Source organism: Corynebacterium macginleyi (assembly GCF_003688935.1).
GTDB lineage: Bacteria > Actinomycetota > Actinomycetes > Mycobacteriales > Mycobacteriaceae > Corynebacterium > Corynebacterium macginleyi.
The window spans coordinates 41,131-63,782 of sequence record NZ_REGE01000010.1 but is presented as its reverse complement, the minus strand read 5'-3'; the positions used below and the strand labels follow the sequence as shown (position 1 = coordinate 63,782).

Annotated in this window: 21 protein-coding genes; 9 read left to right on the top strand and 12 right to left on the bottom strand. The window is 58.1% G+C overall.

Annotated features, from left to right (window positions below):
• Nucleotides 1-66: 66 nt before the first annotated feature.
• The 5 genes from D9V82_RS07920 to D9V82_RS07900 form a co-directional block, all read right to left on the bottom strand.
• A complete protein-coding gene (locus D9V82_RS07920; RefSeq protein WP_121911865.1) occupies nt 67-3,246 on the bottom strand; it encodes an ATP-dependent helicase in 3,180 nt (1,059 codons plus the stop codon).
• A complete protein-coding gene (locus D9V82_RS07915; protein ID WP_204084084.1) occupies nt 3,239-6,346 on the bottom strand; it encodes an ATP-dependent DNA helicase in 3,108 nt (1,035 codons plus the stop codon). Before D9V82_RS07915 ends, D9V82_RS07920 begins: the two co-directional genes overlap by 8 nt.
• A gap of 38 nt (nt 6,347-6,384) precedes the next feature.
• Nucleotides 6,385-7,167 (bottom strand): hypothetical protein, encoded by a 783-nt coding sequence (locus D9V82_RS07910; protein WP_121911864.1) that lies wholly within the window; start codon nt 7,165-7,167, stop codon nt 6,385-6,387.
• Between the two features lie 10 nt (nt 7,168-7,177).
• Nucleotides 7,178-8,131: a DUF3152 domain-containing protein gene (locus D9V82_RS07905; protein WP_121911863.1), complete on the bottom strand. Its 954-nt coding sequence runs from the start codon at nt 8,129-8,131 to the stop codon at nt 7,178-7,180.
• Nucleotides 8,132-8,196: 65 nt separating this feature from the next.
• Nucleotides 8,197-8,421, bottom strand: a complete 225-nt coding sequence (locus D9V82_RS07900; RefSeq protein WP_121911862.1) for a DUF3107 domain-containing protein — start codon at nt 8,419-8,421, stop codon at nt 8,197-8,199.
• A gap of 71 nt (nt 8,422-8,492) precedes the next feature.
• Between D9V82_RS07900 and D9V82_RS07895 the strand changes: the two genes are divergently transcribed.
• Nucleotides 8,493-9,821, top strand: coding sequence for a DEAD/DEAH box helicase (locus D9V82_RS07895; protein WP_121911861.1), 1,329 nt, complete (start codon nt 8,493-8,495; stop codon nt 9,819-9,821).
• On the top strand, nt 9,818-11,056 hold the full coding sequence (locus tag D9V82_RS07890; protein ID WP_121911860.1) for an Rv3212 family protein: 1,239 nt from the start codon (nt 9,818-9,820) through the stop codon (nt 11,054-11,056). The genes D9V82_RS07895 and D9V82_RS07890 overlap by 4 nt, the downstream gene beginning before the upstream one ends.
• A gap of 48 nt (nt 11,057-11,104) precedes the next feature.
• On the opposite strand, the gene D9V82_RS07885 is transcribed toward D9V82_RS07890, so the two are convergent.
• Entirely contained in the window at nt 11,105-11,584 is a 480-nt protein-coding gene (locus tag D9V82_RS07885) for a hypothetical protein (protein WP_167449757.1), read from the bottom strand.
• Nucleotides 11,585-12,099: 515 nt separating this feature from the next.
• Here D9V82_RS07885 and D9V82_RS07880 point away from each other — a divergent pair.
• The 3 genes from D9V82_RS07880 (at nt 12,100) to D9V82_RS07875 (ending at nt 13,661) form a co-directional block, all read left to right on the top strand.
• Nucleotides 12,100-12,360: a WhiB family transcriptional regulator gene (locus tag D9V82_RS07880; protein WP_121911859.1), complete on the top strand. Its 261-nt coding sequence runs from the start codon at nt 12,100-12,102 to the stop codon at nt 12,358-12,360.
• A 104-nt stretch (nt 12,361-12,464) separates the two neighbouring features.
• Nucleotides 12,465-12,539 (top strand): 50S ribosomal protein bL37, encoded by a 75-nt coding sequence (locus D9V82_RS13105; RefSeq protein WP_100067784.1) that lies wholly within the window; start codon nt 12,465-12,467, stop codon nt 12,537-12,539.
• Between the two features lie 672 nt (nt 12,540-13,211).
• On the top strand, nt 13,212-13,661 hold the full coding sequence (locus tag D9V82_RS07875; RefSeq protein ID WP_121911858.1) for a hypothetical protein: 450 nt from the start codon (nt 13,212-13,214) through the stop codon (nt 13,659-13,661).
• Nucleotides 13,662-14,015: 354 nt separating this feature from the next.
• Here D9V82_RS07875 and D9V82_RS07870 read toward each other — a convergent pair whose 3' ends face one another.
• Both D9V82_RS07870 and D9V82_RS07865 read right to left on the bottom strand, forming a co-directional pair.
• Nucleotides 14,016-14,288, bottom strand: a complete 273-nt coding sequence (locus D9V82_RS07870; RefSeq protein WP_121911857.1) for an anti-sigma factor — start codon at nt 14,286-14,288, stop codon at nt 14,016-14,018.
• Nucleotides 14,288-14,899 carry a sigma-70 family RNA polymerase sigma factor gene (locus D9V82_RS07865; protein WP_121911856.1) on the bottom strand — a complete coding sequence of 204 codons (612 nt, stop codon included), beginning with the start codon at nt 14,897-14,899 and terminating at the stop codon, nt 14,288-14,290. The genes D9V82_RS07870 and D9V82_RS07865 overlap by 1 nt, the downstream gene beginning before the upstream one ends.
• Nucleotides 14,900-14,926: 27 nt before the next feature.
• On the opposite strand from D9V82_RS07865, the gene ybaK reads away from it, so the two are divergent.
• Nucleotides 14,927-15,430 carry a Cys-tRNA(Pro) deacylase gene (ybaK, locus tag D9V82_RS07860; RefSeq protein WP_121911855.1) on the top strand — a complete coding sequence of 168 codons (504 nt, stop codon included), beginning with the start codon at nt 14,927-14,929 and terminating at the stop codon, nt 15,428-15,430.
• On the opposite strand, the gene D9V82_RS07855 is transcribed toward ybaK, so the two are convergent.
• A complete protein-coding gene (locus D9V82_RS07855; protein WP_121911854.1) occupies nt 15,416-16,063 on the bottom strand; it encodes an SOS response-associated peptidase in 648 nt (215 codons plus the stop codon). The two genes, ybaK and D9V82_RS07855, sit on opposite strands and share 15 nt — an antisense overlap.
• Between D9V82_RS07855 and aroA the strand changes: the two genes are divergently transcribed.
• Both aroA and rsgA read left to right on the top strand, forming a co-directional pair.
• Nucleotides 16,062-17,363: a 3-phosphoshikimate 1-carboxyvinyltransferase gene (aroA, locus tag D9V82_RS07850; protein WP_121911853.1), complete on the top strand. Its 1,302-nt coding sequence runs from the start codon at nt 16,062-16,064 to the stop codon at nt 17,361-17,363. The two genes, D9V82_RS07855 and aroA, sit on opposite strands and share 2 nt — an antisense overlap.
• The gene (rsgA, locus tag D9V82_RS07845) at nt 17,356-18,390 is read left to right on the top strand and encodes a ribosome small subunit-dependent GTPase A (protein ID WP_121911852.1); all 1,035 of its coding nucleotides are present in this window, start codon (nt 17,356-17,358) and stop codon (nt 18,388-18,390) included. Before aroA ends, rsgA begins: the two co-directional genes overlap by 8 nt.
• A 6-nt stretch (nt 18,391-18,396) precedes the next feature.
• Here the strand turns inward: rsgA and D9V82_RS07840 are convergent, their stop codons facing one another.
• Complete coding sequence (locus tag D9V82_RS07840) at nt 18,397-18,912, bottom strand: DUF6912 family protein (RefSeq protein WP_375231830.1); 516 nt, start codon at nt 18,910-18,912, stop codon at nt 18,397-18,399.
• Nucleotides 18,912-19,322 (bottom strand): HAD-IA family hydrolase, encoded by a 411-nt coding sequence (locus D9V82_RS07835; protein ID WP_121911851.1) that lies wholly within the window; start codon nt 19,320-19,322, stop codon nt 18,912-18,914. The genes D9V82_RS07840 and D9V82_RS07835 overlap by 1 nt, the downstream gene beginning before the upstream one ends.
• A gap of 176 nt (nt 19,323-19,498) precedes the next feature.
• Between D9V82_RS07835 and D9V82_RS07830 the strand changes: the two genes are divergently transcribed.
• The gene (locus tag D9V82_RS07830; protein ID WP_121911850.1) at nt 19,499-19,888 is read left to right on the top strand and encodes a hypothetical protein; all 390 of its coding nucleotides are present in this window, start codon (nt 19,499-19,501) and stop codon (nt 19,886-19,888) included.
• A gap of 82 nt (nt 19,889-19,970) precedes the next feature.
• Here D9V82_RS07830 and secA read toward each other — a convergent pair whose 3' ends face one another.
• Entirely contained in the window at nt 19,971-22,556 is a 2,586-nt protein-coding gene (gene secA / locus D9V82_RS07825) for a preprotein translocase subunit SecA (protein ID WP_121911849.1), read from the bottom strand.
• Between the last annotated feature and the right edge of the window lie 96 nt (nt 22,557-22,652).

The following is a 22,652-nucleotide window of genomic DNA, read 5'->3' as shown; positions in this document are numbered from 1 at the left end:
TTCCGCCGGTTATACGGGGACGCAACTATCTATTCATCGTCCGCGTTCCGTCCCCATACCTTAGCCCTAAGGGCCCGTTACTGACGATTCAAGCAGGCTACGCAGCTCCTCACCACGGGCTAAAGTATCTGGCTCAAACGTATAGCCATCGTGAACGTAGTGGAAAGCCGCACGTATTTTATCGCCGCCGTGGATGCGCCGCCAGGCTTCGGCGTACACCGCCAATTGGATCTTCGCTGCTTCCATGGCCGCTCCCTTCGGTGGCCGGCCAGTCTTCCAGTCCACCACCATCCACGTGCCATCTGCCAAGCGGAAAACGGCATCCATTCGCCCGCGCACCACCGCGCTGCCGATAGTGATTTCAAACGGCGCCTCCACAAAGTCCGGCTGGCGCTCCGCCCATTCGGAGTTCAGGAAGGATTCCTTGAGCTCTTCCAGGTCGAAGTCCTCCGGCTCATTGATGCCCGGCAATTCCTCTTCCCCTAGCAGCACTGGACTGCCAAAGCGCTCTTCCAGCCAAGCGTGGAAGGCGGTGCCCCGCTTGGCATAGGAATTGGGCTTAAACGGCACCGGGCGGCGTTGCCTGCGTGCAAACTGCAGTGGGTCGCTGCCCAGAGCCACCATGTCAGAAGCGGTAAGCTCGCTGGGAAGTTCCACATCCACTACCGGTTGCTGCAAGGATTTGTATTCCTCAATGAGAGCGCCCGCATCCTGTTCCCACAATTCGAAGGTCTCGCCGTGGCTCAGCTCAGGAAGGTTCTCCATGGCAGACAGCACCGCCTCCGCGCCGGCCAGGGCATCCGGATCTGCTTCAAGGGCCGGAAAGAGCCCGCTTTCTGCCGCATTGGCCGAGGTTTCCACCGGTTTTTCGGGCACCGTCCACTCCACTACGTATTGGGGGAAGGATTCTTTTAGCCTTTCGAGGTATTCATACGGGCCCTTCTTGGCCTTGCCCGAAAGGTTATTAGTACCGGAGCCGGTAACGGTCAATGTGGACTCCGTTCTGGTCAGGGCCACATAAAAGAGGCGGGCTGCCTCCTCCGCATTGTGCGCGCGGTCATCATCCAAGAATGCCTTGCAGGCCTTTTCGAATTCGGAGCGGGTAACCGCATCCGGTGATACCTCGATGTAATCATCTTCACCGGGTACCTTTTCAATCTTGGACAAAAAGGTCTCAGCTTGTGCCTTATAGCTCGAAGAATCCGCGTGCACAACATAGACGTGCTCCCACTCCAAGCCCTTGGCCTTATGCACGGTCATGATTTGTACGCGATCCGTGGAGGCAGGCACCTCCCCAAGCTCAAGGCCATCTTCATGTTCGCGAGCGAGCTTCAAATAATCGAGGAGCGCATACAAGGAATCCCCGTGGAACCCCGCGACGATATCGGCGAATTTATCCAGGTGGGTGGCACCTCCCGCGCTGCCGCGGGCAAGGACCTCAGTACGGATATTAAAAATGGCCTCGATGTCTGCGAAAAGATCGCTTAAAGGCTTAGGCAGCGAGTAGGTGCGCAGGTAGCGCAGCTTGGCGGATACCTCTTCCATACGCGCCAAGCCCTGCGGGGTGTAGCGATCGCGCTCGCCGAGGTCTGCCAGGGCATCAGCAAGCCCCACCATCTGATCAGGCGCCTCGGCCGTAAGCTGCGCCAATTGAGCGCGCAGATACTGCTCTGGATCCATGCCCTCTTCCCATTGCAGGCGCTCTTGCTTCGCCCCCGCCAAATTCTTTTGCCGCGCGGCAAGGGCTTGGATATCGCCCATGCCCAGCCCGCACATGGGCCCCGCGAAAATGCGGAGGGCCGCTTGCGCATCCTCCGGCCGCACCAACATGGTTGCCAGCGCTACGAGGTCCTGGATTTCCGGCTGCCACAGCAATCCACCCAAGCCATTAATTTCATTGGGAACATCGACTGCATCCAAGGCTGCTGCGATGGCTGCGGTTTGCCGGTTGGTGCGCACCAATACCGCTGCGCTAAAGCCATCTCCCTCGCGTGCATCCCACTGCTGCCTTAGTTTCCGGGCAATAAACTCGTGTTCCTTGTCCTCGCTGGCGAAATAGGCGAGCTCAATCTCACCTTCGCCCTTGTGCGGGGCCGCATGCAGCTCATCGACGGGGCGCGGACCGCCCGCAAAGACCCCGGCCGCCACCGAGTTAGCCAGCTCCAAGGCACCCGACGGGTTGCGCCACGAGGTAGTGAGCTGATCCTTGGGAGCATGGGTGCCATCTGCCTGCGGGAAATCCTCCACGAATGCGGTGAGGTTTTCTGAGGTAGCACCACGCCAGCCATAGATGGCCTGCATGGGATCGCCCACCGCGGTCACGGAAATGTCTTTCTGCTCCCCACCAAAGAGGCTACGCAGCAGCACGCGCTGGGCATAAGACGTATCTTGATATTCATCCAACATGATCACGCGGTAGCGCTGCGCCTGTTGCTTGCCCACCGCCGGGTGTTCTTGCGCGAGACGCGCTGCTACAGACATCTGCTCGCCAAAGGTGATGACCTGCTGCTCTGCCTGCGCACGCTTGAGTTCCTCGATCAAAGGCACGTACTGCACGCGTAGATCCTGGACATTGATGTACTTCTGCAGGTCCTTGGAATACTCGCCCTTGGTCCTCGGCGCCTTTTCCAGGTTGTCTATATCGGCGCGGAAATCGCGTGCGAACTCGGCGATATCATCCGGATCCTTCAAGGAATTGTCCATATCGGAGGTGATCTTGAGCAGGGTTTCCGTGATGGAACCTAAGGTCTTTTCATCCGATAACTGTCCGCCGTAGTTTTTCACCACGTCATAGGCGATGGCGAAGCGCTCTGCCTCCGTGATGATTCGCGCCGAGGGCTCCACCGGCACCAAAAGGCCGTATTCGCGCACGAGCTCTCCGGCATAAGAGTCATAGGTGGCCACGGTGGGTGCGATATTGTTAAGTGCCTCCGCGGCGGGGCTGCCGGGGACGATGAGCCCGGAATCGCGCAGCTGAATGAGCTGGCGCCGAATACGCTGTTCTAGTTGCTGTGCTGCCTTGCGCGTAAAGGTTAGCCCCAATACCTCTTCTGGGCGCACGTAGCCATTGGCCACCAAATAGACCACGCGGGAAGCCATCGTTTCCGTCTTACCGGCACCGGCGCCGGCCACCACCAGCTTGGGGCCAAAGGAACCCTTGATGACGTGGGCTTGTTCCTTAGTGGGTGGGTAATCCTTGCCCAGTGCTTGGGCTATTTCTTCCGGGGAAAAATTCTGCTTAGACATGGATCGTCATCTTTCCTTCCTCCTGCACCGGGCAGATGGTACGAATGGGGCACTTATCGCAATCCTTATTGGTGCGCGCGGTAAGCTGCGGTCCGCGCAGCTCCGCCGCCAGTGGCGGCAATAGTGCGGAAAAATCTTCCAGCGCCTCTGCAGTGAGCTGGCTTTGTGTACGCGTAGTGATTGTGCTGGAATCTTTTCCGGGATAGACAAGCACCCCGCCCGCGCGCGGCATCCCTTCGCCATCGCGCACGCGCTGTCCGTCATAGCTTCCCCGCGACAAAGCCAATTGGTAGGTCATTAACTGGCGGTTTTCTTCCGCCTCTGCCTGCGTCGCTGCAGATTTACCGGTCTTGAGATCCACGACCAAATAATTTCCATCCCCATCCTGCATCAAGCGGTCCATGAATCCGCCCACCCGGATATCAGGGGCGACCTCGACGTAGACGGGTACTTCTACCCCGGCGAGTTCGTTTTTGACTTCGGATTGCTGTGCCCATTGCTGCGTGCGCTCTAGCAGGCGGGAGAATTCTTCCAACTTGCTCTGTAGCTGCCACTGCGGAACGTTCAGGATGAGCTTATAGGCTTCCATGACGAGCAAGCGGGCTTTTTCCGCATCCATGCCGCGACCGATGGCCTCCAAGAAGTGGTGGGCCAGGTTGCCGCGCAGGAGGTGCTCGGCGCCGCTGGGATCTTCGGCGATGTTTCCCACAATCGCCTTGAGCGGGCAGTTCAACAGGGCTTCGACCCGGGACGGAGATAGGCTCGTGCTGCCGCGCAGCGGCGTATGCGATGCCACAGAGCGCGCGGAAAACCACTGGTCTGGATGGGCGCCGGGGATTCCCGCCTGGGCTAAGCGCGCCAGCTGCCGGGCCGCTTGGCGCCGCTCCGCTTCGCCGGAATCTGGGTTCGTGACCACGCGGCGCAATTGCGCCACAAAGGAAGGAACGGAAAGCACCGCCACGTCGAGGGGATCAACCTCGCGCCCATCGCGCAGGGACACAGGGGCTGGCTCAGGAACGTCTAAGCCCAGCTCGCGGGGAAATTGGGTAGCGCGCAAGGCGCGGCTAGCTTCCCGGCGCGCCATTGTGCCGGGCACATCGACCCCGCGCCCGGTGAATTCCGCGATGAAGAGGGAAGGTTCTGCAAAGGCATCCTCATTGGGGTTTTCTACCGCGGCGATGAGTAACCGGCTCCGGTGGCGCGTGGTAGCGACGTGAAAGAGCCGGCGCTCTTCTGCCAAGCGGGAGGCAATGTGGCTGACAGGGGTATCGGGGTCAATTTCGCGATCCAGAAGATCGATGAGATCTTCTTGACCGAAAATGGATCCGGTCTCGCCCAACGAGGGCCACGCGCCTTCTTGGGCTCCGGCGACGATGACGGTATCCCATTCGCGGCCGACGGCGCCGTGGGCAGTGATGATCTCCACGGCCTGCGGAATGGCGGTACGGCGGTCGCGGACGCCGGTGGGCAGTTCTTGTTCGGTGATATGAGTTAGAAAAGACTGCAATGAGGAACCGGGGCGGCGCTCGGAGTAATCACCGGCGGCGTCAAAGAGCGCCATCATCGCATCGAGGTCGCGGTCAGCCTGCGAGCCGGTGGCGCCGCCGCGCAATGCGGCCGCCTGTAGGCGCATATCCAGCTCGGTAGCGCTCCAAATCTCCCATAAGATTTCTTCCACAGAAGCCTGGGCTTGTACAGCCTGCCTGCCCGCGGCGAGCACCGCGCGTACGCGCTCTAGAATAGAAAATTCGCGCTCGGTGAGTTGCCCGTTGAACTCCGGCAGCTCGCCCTGCAAGAGCTCGCGCAGACTATCCATGCCGCGCGTATCCGGTGCCCACCGGCGCAAACCGCGAATTAGGCGGCGCAAAGTGACGGGATCCGCTCCTCCCACCGGCCCAGTCAACAACTCTTCGAGCTCCACATTACTAAGGTCTTCTTCCACGGCGCGCAGGGCAAGAAGCAGAGCAGATACTAGGCGCTGTTCTGCCAAAATCACGTCGGTTGGACTGATATGCACGGGCACCCCGGCGGCCAGCAAAGTGCGGCGCATCTGGCCCATATCCGCCGTCGAGCGCACGATGACGGCGATATCGCGCCACTGCACACCATCGTCTAAATGGCGGCGACGCACGGTATCGGCCACCACATCGCGCAGGCGGCCCTCAGAATCCACGATCGAAACGCAGGCCGGGGATCCGGTTCGGTGCGGCTGCGAAAGCTCCACGGAGTGTTCTGCGGCAAATTCCTCAAGAAACTGCGAATTAGCACCGCGGAAGGCAAAGACGGATTGGTCCGGATCGCCGCCGATGACCAGCAATTGTGCATCGGGGGCCAAGCGGGAGATGAGCTTGCCCGCCGTAGGATCTAATAGCTGCGCATCATCAACGACGATGGTGTGCCAAGGATGCGAACTCGTAAGTTCTGGGCGCAAAAGGACTTGGTTTACTAGCTCGGCCGCGGAGTAAGAGTGCGCCCCAGACAGGGCTTGGACGCGTTCGTATTCACGCAGGAATTTACCCGCAGCACCCCACATTCCGCGGCCGTACTGGGCACCGAGGGTCTCCAAATCCGCGGGGCTTAAGCCACGTTCGATGGAGCGCAAAAGAAAATCGCGCAGTTGGCGCGCAAACCCTACATATTCTAGGGCGGGGCGAACTTCCTCCGGCCATTCACCGTGGCCAGATTCAGCGTGTCCTTCGAGTAATTCCCGGATGACGGCGTCTTGTTCCGCGCCGGTAATAAGGCGCACATCCTCGTCACTAGCACTGCGCAGCAAAGCAAAGGCCAAGGAGTGAATGGAACGGACCATAGAGGATTGCGCCGCATAATCTTCGAGGCGCTCCGACAGTTCGCGGCGTAGGCGAGCACCAGATTCCTTGGAGGCCGCAACTACGAGGATGCCCGCAGGATCAGCCCCCGTGCCCCGGGCGCGGTCGAGGGCATGAATGACGGTATCTATAAGAAAACTAGAAACTCCGGTTCCAGCGGTACCGCTTACCTTCCAGGTACCGTGTTCCGGCAGCTCTACGGGCCAGGAACGGGCGTGCGCGGACGGGGTGCGGGCAATGAGCCGTACCTCTGGCGATGGAGGTAGGACCACTCCCGCGCGGGCGGTGGAATGGGGATTGTAAGTCACCGTCACAGTATCGCAGACGCCCTAGACACAAGGAACTCTTCCACTCGCTCAATATTAGAACGCACATTTGAAAGTGATCGCGGATTAAGATCGTTGATATGCCGACGATAGGACACCGCTCGCAATAAGAGCTCCTGCATGCCTGGCACGTGGCCAAACCTCTGGCAAATGCCGTCATCTACCACTTGGGTGATTAAACCATCCACGATGACGAGCGCGGCACTCCAGCCCGCCGGACGCACTGATTGACTCGGCACAAGATCTACGATCCCCGGTGGATGCGCGCCATAAAAGACGGTGGTGGTCAACAGGGCGGTATGGGCGGTGACCAAGGGGACATCGGCAAGCGCAGCTTTATCATAGGCCTCTCCCGTCTCCGCCCAGGCGGTACGCTCCGCCCGGGCGAAAACGTCATCGCGGTGTGTGTCTGGAGGCGCAGGTGCATTGGCCATCGCATCATCCAAGCGCAATGCCGTTTGCGCCGCTTCATCGATGCGCCCGGTGACCTCCCCAGGCAGGAACTGCGTCGCCTTCCACCCTGCGGCGGTGTGGCGCCCGTCGCTCGCTAATACGGGCCGCGATATCCGCGCGCCGGGCACGCTGAGCTTTTCGCGCACCTTAGCAGACCACGCCGCGAAGGGGCCGGCCTGAGAGTAAACCACATCGCCAACCTTAATGCCGTTGTCCCATACCGGGCCCAGCTGATCGCCTTGGACCCGGCGCGACCCTGTCACTCCGGTCTCCGCGTGGAAGGCGCTTAAAACATGCTCTGGAGGAAGCGGCATCCAGTACTCCTTATTGGGGTTGGTGGGGGTCCTTTTGCCGCGGATTAGGGTACGGCCACGGATTAGGGTCGCAGGTCACATCCTCATCGGGGTAAATCTCCTGGGGATTGCGGTCATGCAATTCTTTATTGTTCAAACTTAGCGTCTGCTGCATCATCACCGGGGCCAATTTACCCTCGCCGCCGCACTGCTGGTGGGAGGCGTAGCCAATGGCATGACCCAATTCGTGGTTGATGACGTATTGACGGTAATTGCCTAAATCACCTTCAAAGGGCGTTGCCCCGCGCACCCACCGCGCCTCATTAATGATGGTGGTGGATTCGCCGGTAAGCGTGGTATGGCAGGAGGTTTCCGTTTCGATCTTCTCACCACAAAGCTCCGCAGCCGTACCCACAGAAGTAAGCTGGATGCGAGTATCGGGATTGTCTGTGGAGGCGACGTGCTCGAATTCGAAGTCCCCTTGGGCGGTCCACCCGCGCGGATCCGCAAGAGTTGCCTCCACCATTGCGGCGAAGGCATCATCACCGCCGTAGGCAGCGGTATCGATCCCATCTTCTATCTCGATGGAATAACGCACCCTCTTTTCTCCGCCCTCGCCGGCTACCGCGCCGGGGCGGCCGATGCCATGAAAAGTGCCGTTGCCCTTCTTCGTGAAGTCACCTCCAGGGGGCATCTTGTTAATCTCACGCTCTACCGCCTCGGCGTTCGCAGGGTCGGGACCCATGAGATCCGGATGGGTAGGAGTGGCAGCAACGGTGGTCTCCGCGCTGGATGCATCGCGGTTGTCATCAGCCGAAAAGCCAGCCACGATATCCACGATGACCCAGATAGTAAGCACTACCATCACGGGGATAGCCACCACACGCCACCAGCCGTAGGAATGCGCGAACCGGACCAGCGGGTGCGGGTTATCCGGGATTCGCTCATCGGGCTGCTGAGCCTTGCGATTCTGCCTACTGTCCATAGGAATTGAGGGTACCCGGTTAGCTACTCAAAAACTGAATTAGCGAACCTTCTGACGCCCCAAGCTTAGGCGCCAGCAAAGCCAACGGACTGCTTCTTAGCGGGACCTACCTCTACGTACACCACGCGGTCCGTGCGTACGAGATACTTGCGGCCCTTGTCATCTTCCAGCTCCACCGTGGAGTTTTCCGCCAGAGCGCTATTAATCTTTTGTGTGAGCTCCGCCTGCTCGCTAGTGGAGCTCACAATCAGCTCCCGCGGAGTATCTGCAAAACCAAACTTGATATCCATAAATATCCTCCTTCACTAGATTTCCTACATGCCAATGGCCCCACTATAACCATCCCGGCTAGTATCAAGGTGTGTCTGTCATAAAAACCCAGCCACCGACCTTCGCAGAGCTCGGCGTCGCCGCCGAAATCTGCGATGGACTCGCTGACCGTGGCATCGCGCGAACCTTTGCAATCCAGGAGTTAACCCTGCCCATTGCGCTCAATGGCCAAGACCTCATTGGCCAGGCGCGCACCGGCATGGGCAAGACCTTTGGCTTTGGTGTGCCACTGCTTGATCGCGTGTTTGATGACGCGGATATTGCCCCACTGGATGGGACGCCGCGGGCACTCATCGTTGTGCCCACCCGCGAGCTAGCCCAGCAGGTCACCGCGGATCTACAGGACGCGGCCGCACACCTGCCCGTGCGCCTTGCCGCCATCTACGGTGGGCGCCTTTACGAGGAGCAAATTGAGCTTCTCCAGAGGGGCGTCGATGTGGTCATCGGGACGCCAGGCCGCCTGCTCGATCTGCACGAACGCGGAGACCTGGTGCTGCGCCACGTTGCGATCGTGGTACTCGATGAAGCCGATGAGATGCTGGACCTAGGCTTTTTACCCTCAATAGAGGCCATTTTGGAAGCGCTGGATGGAAATGTACACCAGACAATGCTGTTTTCTGCCACCATGCCCGGCGCAATTTTGAACCTTTCGCGCCAGTTCATGAACAAGCCCGTACACATCCGCGCCGAATCAGATGCAGATGAGATCACGCACGAAACCACCCGCAAGGTCACCTTCCAGGCCCATCGCATGGACAAAGTGCCCGTCATCGCGCATATCCTGCAAGCCGAAGGCCGGGGCCGCAGCATCATCTTTACCCGCACCAAACGCTCGGCCGCACAATTAGCCGATGACCTTGCGCAGCGCGGCTTCCGTGTCGGCGCCGTGCACGGTGACTTGACCCAAAAGTCCCGGGAGAAATCCCTGCAGGCCTTCCGCGCAGGTGAGGTAGATATTCTCGTCGCCACCGATATTGCTGCCCGTGGGATCGACGTTGATGATGTCACTCATGTCATCAACTATCAGGTTCCCGATGATCCCATGACGTTTATCCACCGCATCGGCCGCACCGGCCGGGCCGGACATACCGGCACCGCTGTCACCTTAGTGGGCTACGATGAACTAGCAAAGTGGCAGGTCATCAACGATGAACTGGGCCTAGGCACCGCCACCCCACCGCAATGGTTTTCCACCTCTCCAGAGCTCGCCCAGGCGTTGTCCATACCCGCTGATGCACAGGAAAAGGTGGGACCCGCCACCAACGTGATCGGACAGCTTCCGGCACACAAGCGGTCCGCGGCACAATCCCGGTCACGGTCCCGGCGTGGTAATGGCAAGCCCAGAGGAGGTGACCGATGACTAAGACCCCTATCTTGCGGGCTACCGCTGCGGATTGGAAGGCCACCGGTATTATCGGCGCTCTCTGCGCCATCGCAGTGGGCGGCACCATCGCTACCGCCAATATTCACCAAGCGGACCTGCGCCAAGTGGCGGTCCCGGGGGACACAGATGCCGCGGTGCTTGCCGATGTCCCGTCCTCCCTCACCACCGCCTACAGCCTGCCCAATCAACTCGTACCCGGCCAATACCGCGCCATTTCCGCCCATGGTTTGAGCATTAGCCACGACGGTGACGCGCTCATCGCCACCAACGGCGATGGTTCCACGGCCTGGACCTATACCCGCCGCGATGCTGATCTCTGCTCGCTTTCGACCGCCTGGGGCAAGGTGGTTGCTACCTATCACACGGGCTTAGGCTGCGGAGATACCGTTGCCATCGACGCCGCGACAGGTGAATATGACTCTACGCGTAGCGCTGTCAATTCAGAAAAAGTTGTACCCGTACAATCCAATGACCGGGTAGGCACCGTTTCCACCGGCCGAATCGATCTATGGCGCTCCGATCTCGTACGCACAGTGGAATACGGCGACGTGGAGGCCAAGCAAGAAGCGCAAAAGCAACCGCACGAAGAGTGCACCATTTCTTCGGCTCTGACCCGTACCGAAAACTTGGCGCTCACGGAATCGTGCCCAGATGAATCACATACCACCTGGTTAAGGTTTCAAGCCACCACCCCGGAAGACTCCCGGGAACCAGAAATGGATGCCGATGTGTCCTTGGAAGGCGATGGGGCGCGTCTTATTGCGGTGGGCCAGGACGCCGCCGCAGTCTATGTTCCCGGCCCGAAACCCCACATTGAGTCCTATAACAACCAGGGAGAGAAACTTTCTTCTACTCCAGTAAAGCCGTCCACCGCCCTGGATTCCCGTACCAGCCCTTTCTCCCCGGCAGTAGCGGATCTCCCCCACCATATGACGTGGTTTGATGGACAGCGCCTCTACCTTCTGACCCCCAGTGATTTGCGGGTCGATCACGTCGTTGATGGTGCCATCGGCACCCCAATCTCAGTGGCCGGGAATATGCTAATGCCAACTGCCCAGGGCATAGCAGTGGTGAACTGGTCTACCGGTGAGGTACTGCGCGAAATCGACGTCGACCGTAGCGACTACCGCGGGCCTGTCCATCTCACGTTGGCGGGCGAGACCATTGTTGAAACCCGCGGCGATACCATCGTCGGCCTGAGCAGCGAATAAGCGAGCGCCACTCGCGACCCCGCCCGAGCAGCCCCGCGCGAGTGGCCCTTAGAAGTTCGAGGCAGACCACTCCGAGGACTCGCGCCGGAACATCAAGAGATACAGCACCGCGACCGCGCTTAGCAGGGTGATAGTTCCCAATACCGGGGATCCACCGCTATACATTTGAAACGCGCTCGCGCCTAGGATGAGCTCTACCAGTACTACGGCACCTCTTCCCCATCGCTTTCCTTTCACCATGGCCCAGGCTCCCGCGATGACGAAACCAAAGACGATGAAGATGAAGATGGCGGTGCCAAGCCCCACAAAGCTTCCCGAGCCGGAATCAGAGACCATCGACGCATTTTCCGCACCCATCGCTTTACGCACGATAAGGAAAATGCCAAAACCAATAACCGCGATAGATTGGACCGTGGCAATTCCAGCGCCGACAAGCACCGCCCGCGGGGCACTTGGCGGTGTGATCGCGGGGGTTACTGACTGTTCTCGCTGCTGTTTATTTACCTGGTGTTTGTTCTGCTTGGACACAAAACCACAGTCTACTAATCCGGCGCAGATTTTTTCCGTGCCCCTAGGACCGGGCTCGAAGTTGCCTGCAGGAGCGCGGGGGCAGGGGCTACAAAGGGAGATTTGACGGTGTCTGCGTAACCACACTCACCACATAGCATCTGTAGCTGCAGCTCACAGTGGTTCTCACAGGCTTCTTTAAAAGTTAATCGTGGCATTTATCACCCCCCACACCTCGTCCATTTAGGTGACTTTTAACACATTTTGGCCTCAAACCCTAGCGGCGATCAGGTAAACATGTCATGATTCTTGAGTAGCAAAAAGAAAGAGGACGTAAACCTCTTCATAACCTGAGGGAAACTTCAGGTAACCAGATTGTGAACCATAGGCGGCGGCGACGCTGGCCCGAACTCGAGACCGGACCCCACTGCTAGCAAACCAGTTCACACACCACCTAAAAATCAAGGTGCTCTCCTGTCTCGCACGGATTGCGCTCGTATTTACTGCTGTCGAAAATTTGTTAGGAGATATCAATCATGGATTGGCGCCATCAAGCTGTTTGCCGCGACGAAAACCCAGAGCTGTTCTTCCCTGTAGGCAACTCCGGCCCTGCTCTTACTCAGATCGCTAAAGCAAAACTAGTTTGTAACCGCTGCCCCGTAGCTTCTTCTTGCCTCAACTGGGCTCTCGAGTCCGGCCTCGACGCCGGTGTTTGGGGCGGGCTGTCCGAGGAAGAGCGCCGCGCCCTCAAGCGTCGCCGCAACCGGGGCCGTGGACGTTCACGCGTGTCCGCCTAAAGGCACGGCATTCGAGACTCTTAACCCCGACCCAATTTTCTTTTCGGCATCCTAAGCCGTTACAGTTGAATGAAGTTCAAAAACCCTCAACGAAGGAGTGCGCAATGAGCAAGCGTGGTCGCAAGCGCAAGGATCGCCGGAAGAAGTCTGCTAATCACGGCAAGCGTCCTGGCGCATAACTACAGCACCATTAAAGCCCGGTTCGTACCAGTTCACCTTAAGAACCCGTACGACCGGGTTTTAATGTTTCTATTAGAAATCCGACTCTCGGATTAGTAGCGACCAGGCCGCTCATTTTGGTTTGCTACTACTGGTCCATATCGGGGCATCGGTCACAACTTCCCTCGAAGCAACGTGTCAAGTTGGTTGTGTGCGGGGTTGAAATCTAGGTATTTGTCGCAGCGGTCACGAAAGGCTACAGCTATGTGGTTGACACGCCGGGGGTTAGGCCCAAACGGTCGTCTCCTCCGGTCTGAAACGTAAAAATCTTCACCATTTAGCACAATGGTCCCACTAAGGCGTGCACCGGACGAAAAGATGGAGTAAAGACATGCTACATCTTGCTGACACCAGAAACCGATCTAGGCGCATAATAATCCTCGGGGCAGCGAGTCTTTCCTTCTTCACTTCAACAACGTCTCTGTTCCACCGCACAGAGCCGAATCTTGAAGCCTCAGGACACAACAGCCAATTCTTCCTTTAGAAAGTGAATGCTGGAATACACTCGATCTTCTAAGAGCACGGCAAAATACTGCATACTGGACTTAATCCGCAACCTGCTTTTTCGATAGAACTTTAAAAAAGGATCAGGGGCCTGGATTCTACCCCCTGCATAACCCGAAAGGAACCTCATGTGGTTTGACGGATATCATCGACAATTCGGAAATAGGCTGGAAGACTTCCTTTCAACAACAGTCCCCACGACACTTGCAGAGTTGACGCCTCTTCAGCGCAAGCAGGTCACCGATGGCACAAAAGAGTTTCCCTTCGAGATCGTACTCGAAATCTTAAACTCTAAACACAGCTATGAAGAGAAAGTATCCCGCATCCTCGCTATCAACGGCACATGGATGAATGCGATGTCAGGGAGTCAGTGGGCAATTGGCCCTTTAAGTAGCACGGCCTACTCCGAAAGAGTAGGCATAGGAATCAGATGGGGCGAGATCGCTTTTTCACCGTTGTTAAACATCGCAGAAAACCTTATCGATACGTATCCCATCTGGCCGGGGGTACTCATGGAATTTGCTCACATGCAAGAAGCCGATCGTGATTACTACCGCCAGCGAATTCAGAAAAACTAGCGCTAGTACCACCAGATAGGTACCAACCCGAAAATCAGAACCCGTTCTTCAACTATTCGCAGGATGCGTATTTACCAGTCGGGGCCGGACATGACCCCAGAAAATGGACAGGCCAGGGTGAGGCCCCTACTATTTGCCTATCCACTCGCATTAGGTCCCCAGGGCGTGTGGTGGGGTTTGACTCTTGGGTTAGCCGCCGCAAGTGCGATCCTGTGGAAAAGTTTTTCCCCAGCACCGCTCCGGCAGAGGGGGCCTGACGGTGTGTATGTATGCTTCTGAGCTGGAAGAGGAAATACAGCAGTACGAAGTGCCTCGACTCTTGTTGCAAGGCGTTCTCAGTCCTAAATGACGCTTTTACGAACGGGATTCGATCTCCAAAATTTCTATCGAGATGCGGCGGCGCAAAGAGTGCGGCGCTTTAGCTTGGCCTGCACAGCAATTGCGTACGAGGGATCGGACGAGTTCTTCGCGCTCGAGGCGTTGCTGACAGAAATCGCATTGGGCGATGTGCTCGCGAATGGCAAGAGCACGGGCATAGGTCGTGGAATCATCGAGAAGCTCGCAAAATAGGTTCTGCACCTCGGTGGAGCTGCACGCACCACAGTTCTTTTCGGTTGTGCCTTCCATTACCTCTCCTCCATGTCCGGGTGCTCTAATCCAATTCCTTGCTCACGTGCTACGTGCTTCAACGCCTTGCGCAGTATTTTTCTTCCACGGTGTAGCCGGGACATCACCGTTCCCAGCGGGGTATCCATGATCTCGGCGATTTCCTTATACGCTAAGCCCTCCACATCGGAGTAGTAGACCACCATCCGGTAATCCTCCGGCAAATCATTAATGGCCTGCGAAATGGACCTATCCGGCATCTCTTTGAGCGCTGCCACCTCGGCGGATTCCAAGCCGGTGGAATCGTGCCCCGCGGTGGTATAGAGCTGAAAATCACTCAAATCATCAGCAGAGGACTCGGTGGGGCGCCGCTTCGCCTTGCGGTAGGAGTTAATGTAGTTATTGGTCATGATGCGATACAGCCATGCCTTCAGGTTCGTTCCCTGTTTAAAGGAATGAAAAGACTTATAAGCCTTCAGATAAGTCTCCTGCACCAAGTCTTCCGCGTCCTGCGGGTTTCGCGTCATGCGCAGCGCGCCGCCATAGAGCTGATCAAGTAGCGGGAGCGCTTCCTTCTCAAAGCGGCGCTGCAGCTCCTTCTCGCTCACTGTTTCTTTAACCACATAATCCATCCTAACGTCTCGCGTTAAAATTCTTATATGCCGAAAAAGTCACCGCACGCCGCCACGCCGGCCCTGAAAGTCATTGAAAACACCGGGGTCAAACACTCTATATCCACCTTTGCGGCGGGCAAGGATCACTTTGGTGATCACGCCGCGGCGGCCTTAGGAGTAGAGCCTGAGCGTGTACTGAAAACGCTCATTATCGATCTCACCGCGGGCAAAGGACCCCGCCGTGAGTTGGCAGTGTGCGTGATTCCCACCACGCACCATTTGAGTCTCAAGAAGGCAGCCGCCGCCCTAGGCGTGCCAAAGGCCACCATGGCGCAGGTGCACGATGCCGAAAAATCCTCCGGGTACGTGCATGGCGGCATTTCCCCGCTTGGCCAAAAGAATGTACTGCCCACAGTGATCGAGGAATCCGCAGTGCTATTCGATACTATCTTTATCTCCGGCGGTCGGCGCGGTCTAGATATTGAACTCAATGCAGAAGATCTCGCGCGCTTGTGCGGGGCCGATTTTGCTGATCTACTGGCTGAGTAACTCCGGGTAGTCATTGGAGACTGCGCCCACGGCCTTATCCACCGCGTGATACTCAAACCCTCGCAGGCCCGTGGGCACGAGCAACTCCTTGGCCTCGTCGGCGCTGCCCTCGAGCCAGGTGCGCATCTCCTCCGGCGCCAAAAATCGTGGCAACCTGTGGTGCAACCACTCCATCTCTTCGGTAGCTGCAGTAGTCACGATGGTGGCAGAGAGCCGATCCAACCCGGTATCCCAGAGCCCCGCGGCCCACAGCAAACCGCGGTCTAGGTAAACAAAGTACGGCGTCTTGGTGGCCCCATCCTTGTGCCACTCATAATAGCCGTTCATCGGGATTAGGCAGCGCTGGGATTTAAAGGCGGCGCGAAAGGATGGCTTGCTCGCCACCGATTCCGCCCGGGCATTAAAAAGCGGCGGGCCATCTAAGTCTTTCTTCCACTGTGGCAAGAGCGCCCACCGGGCGGGATCGACTTTCGCTAGCTCCTCGCGCACGCGCACGACGGGAATAGGTTGAGTCGGAGCAATATTATATCGCGGTCCGGGCGTGCCATGTGGGGCGTGAACTTCCCGGACACCCGGGAGGTTTCCCACCTCATTAAGGAGGGACTCGGTAAAAAGAACGAATCTTCCGCACATGCCCTCTATTATGGACACTATGTCTCAACCTTGGACCGCCCCGCTGGCTACCAGCCCCGTTACGGGGGAACACCAGGTACCAGGATCGAAATCGATTACTAATCGCGCCTTCATCCTGGCCGCGCTGGCTGATTCCCCGTCCATCCTGCGCGCACCGCTGGTATCGCGCGATACGCAGCTAATGGAGGATGCGCTCAGTGCCATGGGGGTTCGCTTTACTCATGACGGCGCCGATATCCATGTCCAGCCAGGGAAGCTGCACGGTGCCACGGTGGATTGCGGGCTGGCCGGCACGGTGATGCGTTTTGTGCCGCCGGTCGCAGCCTTAGCGGATGGCCCGGTGCGCGTCGATGGCGATAAACAGGCTTATAAACGCCCCATGTCCACCACGCTGAATGCGCTACGCAGCCTCGGCGTTGATGTGGAAGGCGATAGTTTGCCCTTTACGGTGTCCTCCAACGGCGTGCCTGAAGGCGGCCAAGTCACCATCGATGCCTCTGCTTCTTCCCAGTTCGTCTCCGGCCTGCTACTGAGCGGCGCGCGCTTTTCCCACGGCATCCAGCTCACGCACGAGGGCAGCCACCTGCCGTCCATGCCGCACGTGGAAATGACGGTGGGCATGCTACGCCAGGCTGGAGTGCGGGTGGATTCGGACAAAAACACCTGGACGGTACACCCAGGCCCAATCTCCGGCCGGGAATGGTTCATCGAGCCGGATCTATCCAATGCCACGCCATTCCTCGCCGCAGCGGCGGTCACCGGCGGGCGCTTGACCATCAAGAACTGGCCTGCAGATACCACTCAGCCAGGCGATGCTATCCGTCAGATCCTGGTGGATATGGGGCCAATGGTAACCCAGGAGCACAATGGCGTGACTGTGCAGGGCAACCCGGCGGGGAAGCTACACGGCATCGAGCGCAATATGAGCGATATCGGGGAGCTTACCCCCACCATTGCGGCCCTGTGCGCGCTTGCGCAAACGCCGTCCCGGCTTACAGGCATCGCTCACCTGCGCGGCCACGAGACCGACCGTTTGCACGCGCTCGCGGCGAATATCAATGCACTGGGTGGTAGGGTCACCGAGCTGGACGATGGCCTGGTGATCGACCCCGCCGAGCTCCACGGCGGCGACTGGCCGTGCTACGCAGATCACCGCATGGCCACCGCCGGCGCCATTCTGGGCTTAAAGGTCCCTGGTATCCAGATTGAGGATATTGCCACCACCTCCAAAACCTTGCCGGGTTTCGCCCGCATGTGGGAAACGATGCTCAACCCCAACCAACAGGATATACATGGCTAGACGTTTCGGTGCCTTTGATGAATCTGATGTGCGCGTGCGCCCCGGAAAGGGTTCACGCCCGCGCACCAAGGATCGACCCAAGCACAAAAATGCCAAGTACGGCATGGTAATTACCAAAGACCGGGGGCGGTGGGGCGTTGCGCTTGACGATGGCCCCCAGGTCACCGCCATGCGCGCCCGCGAACTCGGCCGCACCGCCATCGAGGTCGGTGACCGCGTCGGCGTGGTGGGTGATACCTCTGGTGCTAAGGACACGCTGGCGCGCATCGTCAAGCTGGTGGATCGTAGCTCCGTGTTGCGCCGCACCGCCGATGACACGGATCCCTATGAGCGCATCGTGGTGGCCAATGCCGATCAATTGCTCATCGTTTCCGCCGTGGCCGACCCGCCCCCACGGTCCGGCTTTGTAGAACGCGCCTTGATTGCGGCTTTCGTGGGTAACCTGCGCCCAATTTTGTGCCTTACCAAGACAGATCTTGCGGACCCAACACCCTTTGCAGAGGAGTTCGCCGATTTGGATGTCACGGTGGTCGAAGCTGGAGTCGAGGACGGCCTACACGCCGTGCGTGCGCAGGTAGATGGCCACATTACCGCGCTCATCGGGCATTCCGGGGTAGGCAAATCCACGCTGGTCAACCGGCTGGTTCCAGATGCGGATAGGAAAACGGGGGAAGTATCGGGTATCGGGAAGGGCCGGCATACCTCAACACAATCGGTGGCCCTCCCCTTACCCACCGACGCCCCCGGTACCAAGTCTCGGGCCGGCTGGATCATCGACACCCCAGGCATTCGCTCTTTTGGGCTGGCGCACGTGGACGCGGATACCGTCCTCGGCGTCTTCGAGGACCTCGCCGCAGCTATTGAGGAGTGCCCACGCGGCTGTACGCATGCTGGACCACCAGCAGATCCGGAATGTGGGCTCGATGATCCAGAGATTATTCCCGAGGGAACCGCCACCGCCCGCCGCCGCGATGCGGTACGCGGGCTGCTGCAGGCCCTGCGCACCAATGTGGAGTGGGAAAGCTAGAGCAGCCTACAGCAACTCGACGAGGAAAGGGAGCTCCGTGGGGTGGTAGAAAGCCATGAAGTTGTCCAGGGCATCACCCACTGCAAGTTCCGCGTCCTCGTCGCCTAAATCCGCAGAATCGATGGCCTCAATAGCCTTAGCGGTCGCATCTTCGGATTCTTCAATATCGATGTGAATGGCAGCGAGATTATCGGTACCAAACTGCGCTGGCTGAAGCTCAACCACCGGCTCACCCAAATCTGGGCGCGGGGTGACCGCGGTGTCATCAACGTCGATGGATATAACCACGCGCCGGTGCGGGAACGTGTCCTCATCGCCAATGCTCAACAGGCGCAGCGAGGCCATGGAGGCTTCGAGGAATGCGGAATAGGCGATCTCTTCTTCATCCCCCGCAGTATAAAAATCCCGCAGGGCCGGGGTGACCATGAATCCCCACCCGGAACGTGCCGCGAGCGTACCTGTCTCTGCGAGCTCCGCCAGCATGGCATAGGTCGCCGGAATGTAGACGCGGGCTTGAGCCACTAAAATTCCCCTTCAATATCGAACACGGCTTGAATTTCTACGGCCACGCGGTCGAAACTAGTAAACAAGAAACCGACCATTCCGGCATCCACAGCGGCCCGCACGTTGAGAATCGAGTCATCGACCATGACACAATCACTCAGGGGCAGATCGAGGGCATCGGCAGCCGCTTGGAATGCCGCAACTTCCGGCTTCTCCGCCCCGATTTCACCAGATAACACCACGGCATCGACATTGCCGCGGTATTCCCACTCGCGAATATGCTCAGCGCCGGAACCTCCCGGGTCATTAGACAAGATCGCGGTTGCGGCACCATTTGCCTTTGCCGCCGAAAGCAGAGCCTTCCAGCGGCGATTATCTTCGTCAGCGCCATCGAGGACGCCGACATAGTCAACGATGAGACCACGCATGCATTTAATCCTTCAGTAAACGAATTCTTTGTAACTCCCGAAAGTATAGCGAACTGCACTCGTATTCTCGCCCGACTCTTACAGGAAACTGCCAGAAATAGCGCGCGGAGCGCGCCCATGAGATAATTATCACGCGTTCGCCTCCTGCCCTGTGCTGCAGGAGCACTCATTTCACCATGTACGAGCCCATTCCCGGCTACTCCCATCTCAAGCTGTATATCGCCCCAGACCGCATCCATTACGGCCGCTTACCCACTACGGCAGAAGTCGCCGCCCAACACCATATCCAGGCCTGGGTGGTATTCATCCTTGAGGTCGCCGCCGGCTACCGCCCGCTTGCCCACCTCAACTCCCCGCGTTTTTCAGATTCCATTCGCGTACACATTGGCTCGTGGATCCACCAGCGACGCAGACACAGTCCCTATGACACCGATGCTTTGCGCCTTACTAGCTTGCACGCGAGGCCGAATGGTGAATACTTTGGCTCCGCGGTCATCGGCACTGAGCGCCACGCCTTCACCGGCTCCGCCACGGACCAGGGACTGCGTTCATTTCGTCTGTTATAAAAATGACAGCGCCCCTTCCACCTATCCCGCCTCGTGTACACGGAGCAAGAAGGAGAAAGGGGCGCGAAAAAGCGCTAACGCTTTATGCTTCTACGGTTTCTTGGCCTGCCGGCCCAGAACCCTCGTCACTACCGGATTCTTGGTTTTCTTCCTGCTGCTTGAACTGCTTGCGCAGCATGAACAACTGGCGCACGGTTTCTTCCTTCACGGCCTCGTTCATGGCGTTGAACATATCGCCACCCTCTTTCTGGTATTCCACCAGTGGGTCGCGCTGTGCCATTGCTCGGAGGCCGATGCCCTCCTTGAGGTAGTCCATCTCGTAAAGGTGCTCGCGCCATTTCTGGTCGATGATAGGCAGGATGACCATGCGCTCGGTATTGCGCATCTGCTTGTCTCCACCAATGGCAGCCACGGATTCCTCCAGCTTGCCGTACTCCTGGTTCGCATCGCTGACGAGGGCATCGCGCAGCTGCTCCGCAGTGAGCTCGCCAGGCGAGCCGTACTCTGAGCCTTCTACTAGTTCCTCTGCCGTCATCGTGGGGCCATATAGCGCCTCAAGGGCGTTCCAGAGTTCCTCGAGGTTCCAGTCCTCGACATAACCGGTAGCGGTAGCCCCAGCAACGTAGGCAGAGACCGTGTCATCGATCATGGTGCGAATATCGCCCTTAATGTCATCGGCATCAAGAATGGAATAGCGCGTGGAGTAGACCACCTTGCGCTGCTCATTGAGCACCTCATCGTACTTCAGCACGTTCTTGCGCATTTCGAAGTTTTGGTTCTCCACCTGTGCCTGGGCACCCTTAATGGAGTTGGAGACCATCTTCGCCTCGATGGGGACATCATCAGGCACGTTGAGGCGGTTCATCATGTGTTCCATGGACTGGCCCACAAATCGCACCATCAACTCATCGCGCATGGACAAATAAAACCGCGTCTCGCCCGGGTCGCCCTGACGGCCGGTACGACCGCGCAGCTGGTTATCAATACGGCGGGATTCGTGGCGCTCGGTACCCAAGACATAGAGCCCACCGGATTCGCGCACTTCATCGCCCAAGCGCTTCGAGCGCTCTTTTTCGCTATCAATTTCGGCTTCCCAGGCCTCCTGGTATTTTTCCTCATCCTCGAAAGGGTCAAGGCCGCGCTCGCGGAGCTTCTCATCGAGGATGACTTCCGGGTTACCGCCGAGCACGATATCGGTACCACGGCCAGCCATGTTAGTTGCCACGGTCACGGTACCGGGGCGGCCCGCACGGGCAATAATCTGGCCTTCTTCCTCGTGATGCTTGGCGTTGAGCACGTTGTGCTGCACGCCACGCTTGGTGAGCAGCTGCGACAGGTATTCGGAGCGCTCTACCGAGGTAGTGCCAACCAAGACCGGCTGGCCGTTTTCGACATGTTCTGCAATATCGTCCACCACGGCGGCAAATTTCGCCTCTTGCGTCTTATAAATGCGGTCCGAGTGGTCGGTGCGCTGGTTTGGCTTATTGGTAGGAATAGGAACCACATCCAGCCCGTAGATGGAGTGCAGCTCCGCGGCTTCCGTTTCCGCGGTACCGGTCATACCGGAGATTTTCTTATATAAGCGGAAGAAGTTTTGCAGAGTAACGGTCGCCAGCGTCTGGTTTTCGTTTTTGATCTCAACATGTTCCTTAGCCTCAATGGCCTGGTGCATGCCCTCGTTGTAACGCCGTCCGCCCAAGACGCGGCCGGTAAAGCTATCCACGATCATCACTTCACCATTGCGTACGATGTAGTCCTTATCGCGGGCAAAAAGCTCCTTGGCTTTCAACGCATTATTGAGGTAAGAGACCAATTGGGAGTGCTCAGGCGCGTAGAGATTATCAATGCCGAGCTGATCCTCGACGTACTCCACACCCTCTTCCAAGACACCAATGGTGCGCTTTTTATGGTCTACCTCATAGTGGATTCCCTCGCGCATGCGCGGCGCCAGCTGCGCAAAGACGCTATAGAATTGGGAGGATCCATCAACAGGGCCGGAAATGATCAGCGGGGTACGGGCTTCATCGATAAGAATCGAGTCCACCTCATCCACGATGCAGAAGTTGTGTCCACGCTGAACTACATCATTGAGGGTACGCACCATGTTATCGCGCAAGTAATCAAAGCCCAGCTCATTATTGGTGCCGTAGGTGATGTCGCAGTTATAGGCTTCCTCGCGCTCTTGCGGGCGCATTTCGGACAAGATAACGCCCACGGAAAGGCCTAGCCAGCGGTGCACACGGCCCATCATCTCAGCGTCGCGCTTGGCCAGATAGTCATTGACCGTGACGATATGTACACCTTCACCGTCCAAAGCGTTGAGATAAGCGGGCAACAAGGAAGTCAGGGTCTTACCCTCACCGGTGCGCATCTCCGCAACGTTGCCAAAGTGCAGGGCTGCACCGCCCATGATCTGCACGGGATAGTGCTTTTGCCCCAGGACGCGCCAAGCGGCTTCGCGGACGGTAGCGAAGGCATCGAGCAAGATGTCGTTTTTTTCTTCGCCGTTCTTAAGACGAGTTTTGAACTCGTCAGTCTTAGCCTTTAGCTCATCGTCCGAAAGTTCCGCGTACTTGTCCTCGAGTGCAATTACATCGTCTGCAATTTTGCCCAGGCGCTTGACCGTACGGCCCTCGCCCGCGCGCAGCAGCTTGGAAAGTCCAAACACTATTCGTTAGTCCTTCTTGTCGCGACATATTAGTTAACTTCCGGTAATTGTACTCACGCCACTGACCTTATTGTGTTCTACCCGCCCTTAAGCGAT

Bases quoted from the DNA above. Each gene is read 5' to 3' on its own strand.
- D9V82_RS07890 (WP_121911860.1), top strand. From the start codon at position 9,818: ATGACTAAGACCCCTATCTTGCGGGCTACCGCTGCGGATTGGAAGGCC.
- D9V82_RS07870 (WP_121911857.1), bottom strand. From the start codon at position 14,288: ATGGAAGGCACAACCGAAAAGAACTGTGGTGCGTGCAGCTCCACCGAG.
- D9V82_RS07830 (WP_121911850.1), top strand. From the start codon at position 19,499: ATGTACGAGCCCATTCCCGGCTACTCCCATCTCAAGCTGTATATCGCC.
- D9V82_RS07835 (WP_121911851.1), bottom strand. From the start codon at position 19,322: ATGCGTGGTCTCATCGTTGACTATGTCGGCGTCCTCGATGGCGCTGAC.
- aroA (WP_121911853.1), top strand. From the start codon at position 16,062: ATGCCCTCTATTATGGACACTATGTCTCAACCTTGGACCGCCCCGCTG.
- D9V82_RS07905 (WP_121911863.1), bottom strand. From the start codon at position 8,131: ATGGACAGTAGGCAGAATCGCAAGGCTCAGCAGCCCGATGAGCGAATC.
- D9V82_RS07880 (WP_121911859.1), top strand. From the start codon at position 12,100: ATGGATTGGCGCCATCAAGCTGTTTGCCGCGACGAAAACCCAGAGCTG.
- D9V82_RS07855 (WP_121911854.1), bottom strand. From the start codon at position 16,063: ATGTGCGGAAGATTCGTTCTTTTTACCGAGTCCCTCCTTAATGAGGTG.
- D9V82_RS07875 (WP_121911858.1), top strand. From the start codon at position 13,212: ATGTGGTTTGACGGATATCATCGACAATTCGGAAATAGGCTGGAAGAC.
- D9V82_RS07865 (WP_121911856.1), bottom strand. From the start codon at position 14,899: ATGGATTATGTGGTTAAAGAAACAGTGAGCGAGAAGGAGCTGCAGCGC.
- D9V82_RS07910 (WP_121911864.1), bottom strand. From the start codon at position 7,167: ATGCCGCTTCCTCCAGAGCATGTTTTAAGCGCCTTCCACGCGGAGACC.
- D9V82_RS07920 (WP_121911865.1), bottom strand. From the start codon at position 3,246: ATGTCTAAGCAGAATTTTTCCCCGGAAGAAATAGCCCAAGCACTGGGC.
- D9V82_RS07900 (WP_121911862.1), bottom strand. From the start codon at position 8,421: ATGGATATCAAGTTTGGTTTTGCAGATACTCCGCGGGAGCTGATTGTG.
- ybaK (WP_121911855.1), top strand. From the start codon at position 14,927: ATGCCGAAAAAGTCACCGCACGCCGCCACGCCGGCCCTGAAAGTCATT.
- rsgA (WP_121911852.1), top strand. From the start codon at position 17,356: ATGGCTAGACGTTTCGGTGCCTTTGATGAATCTGATGTGCGCGTGCGC.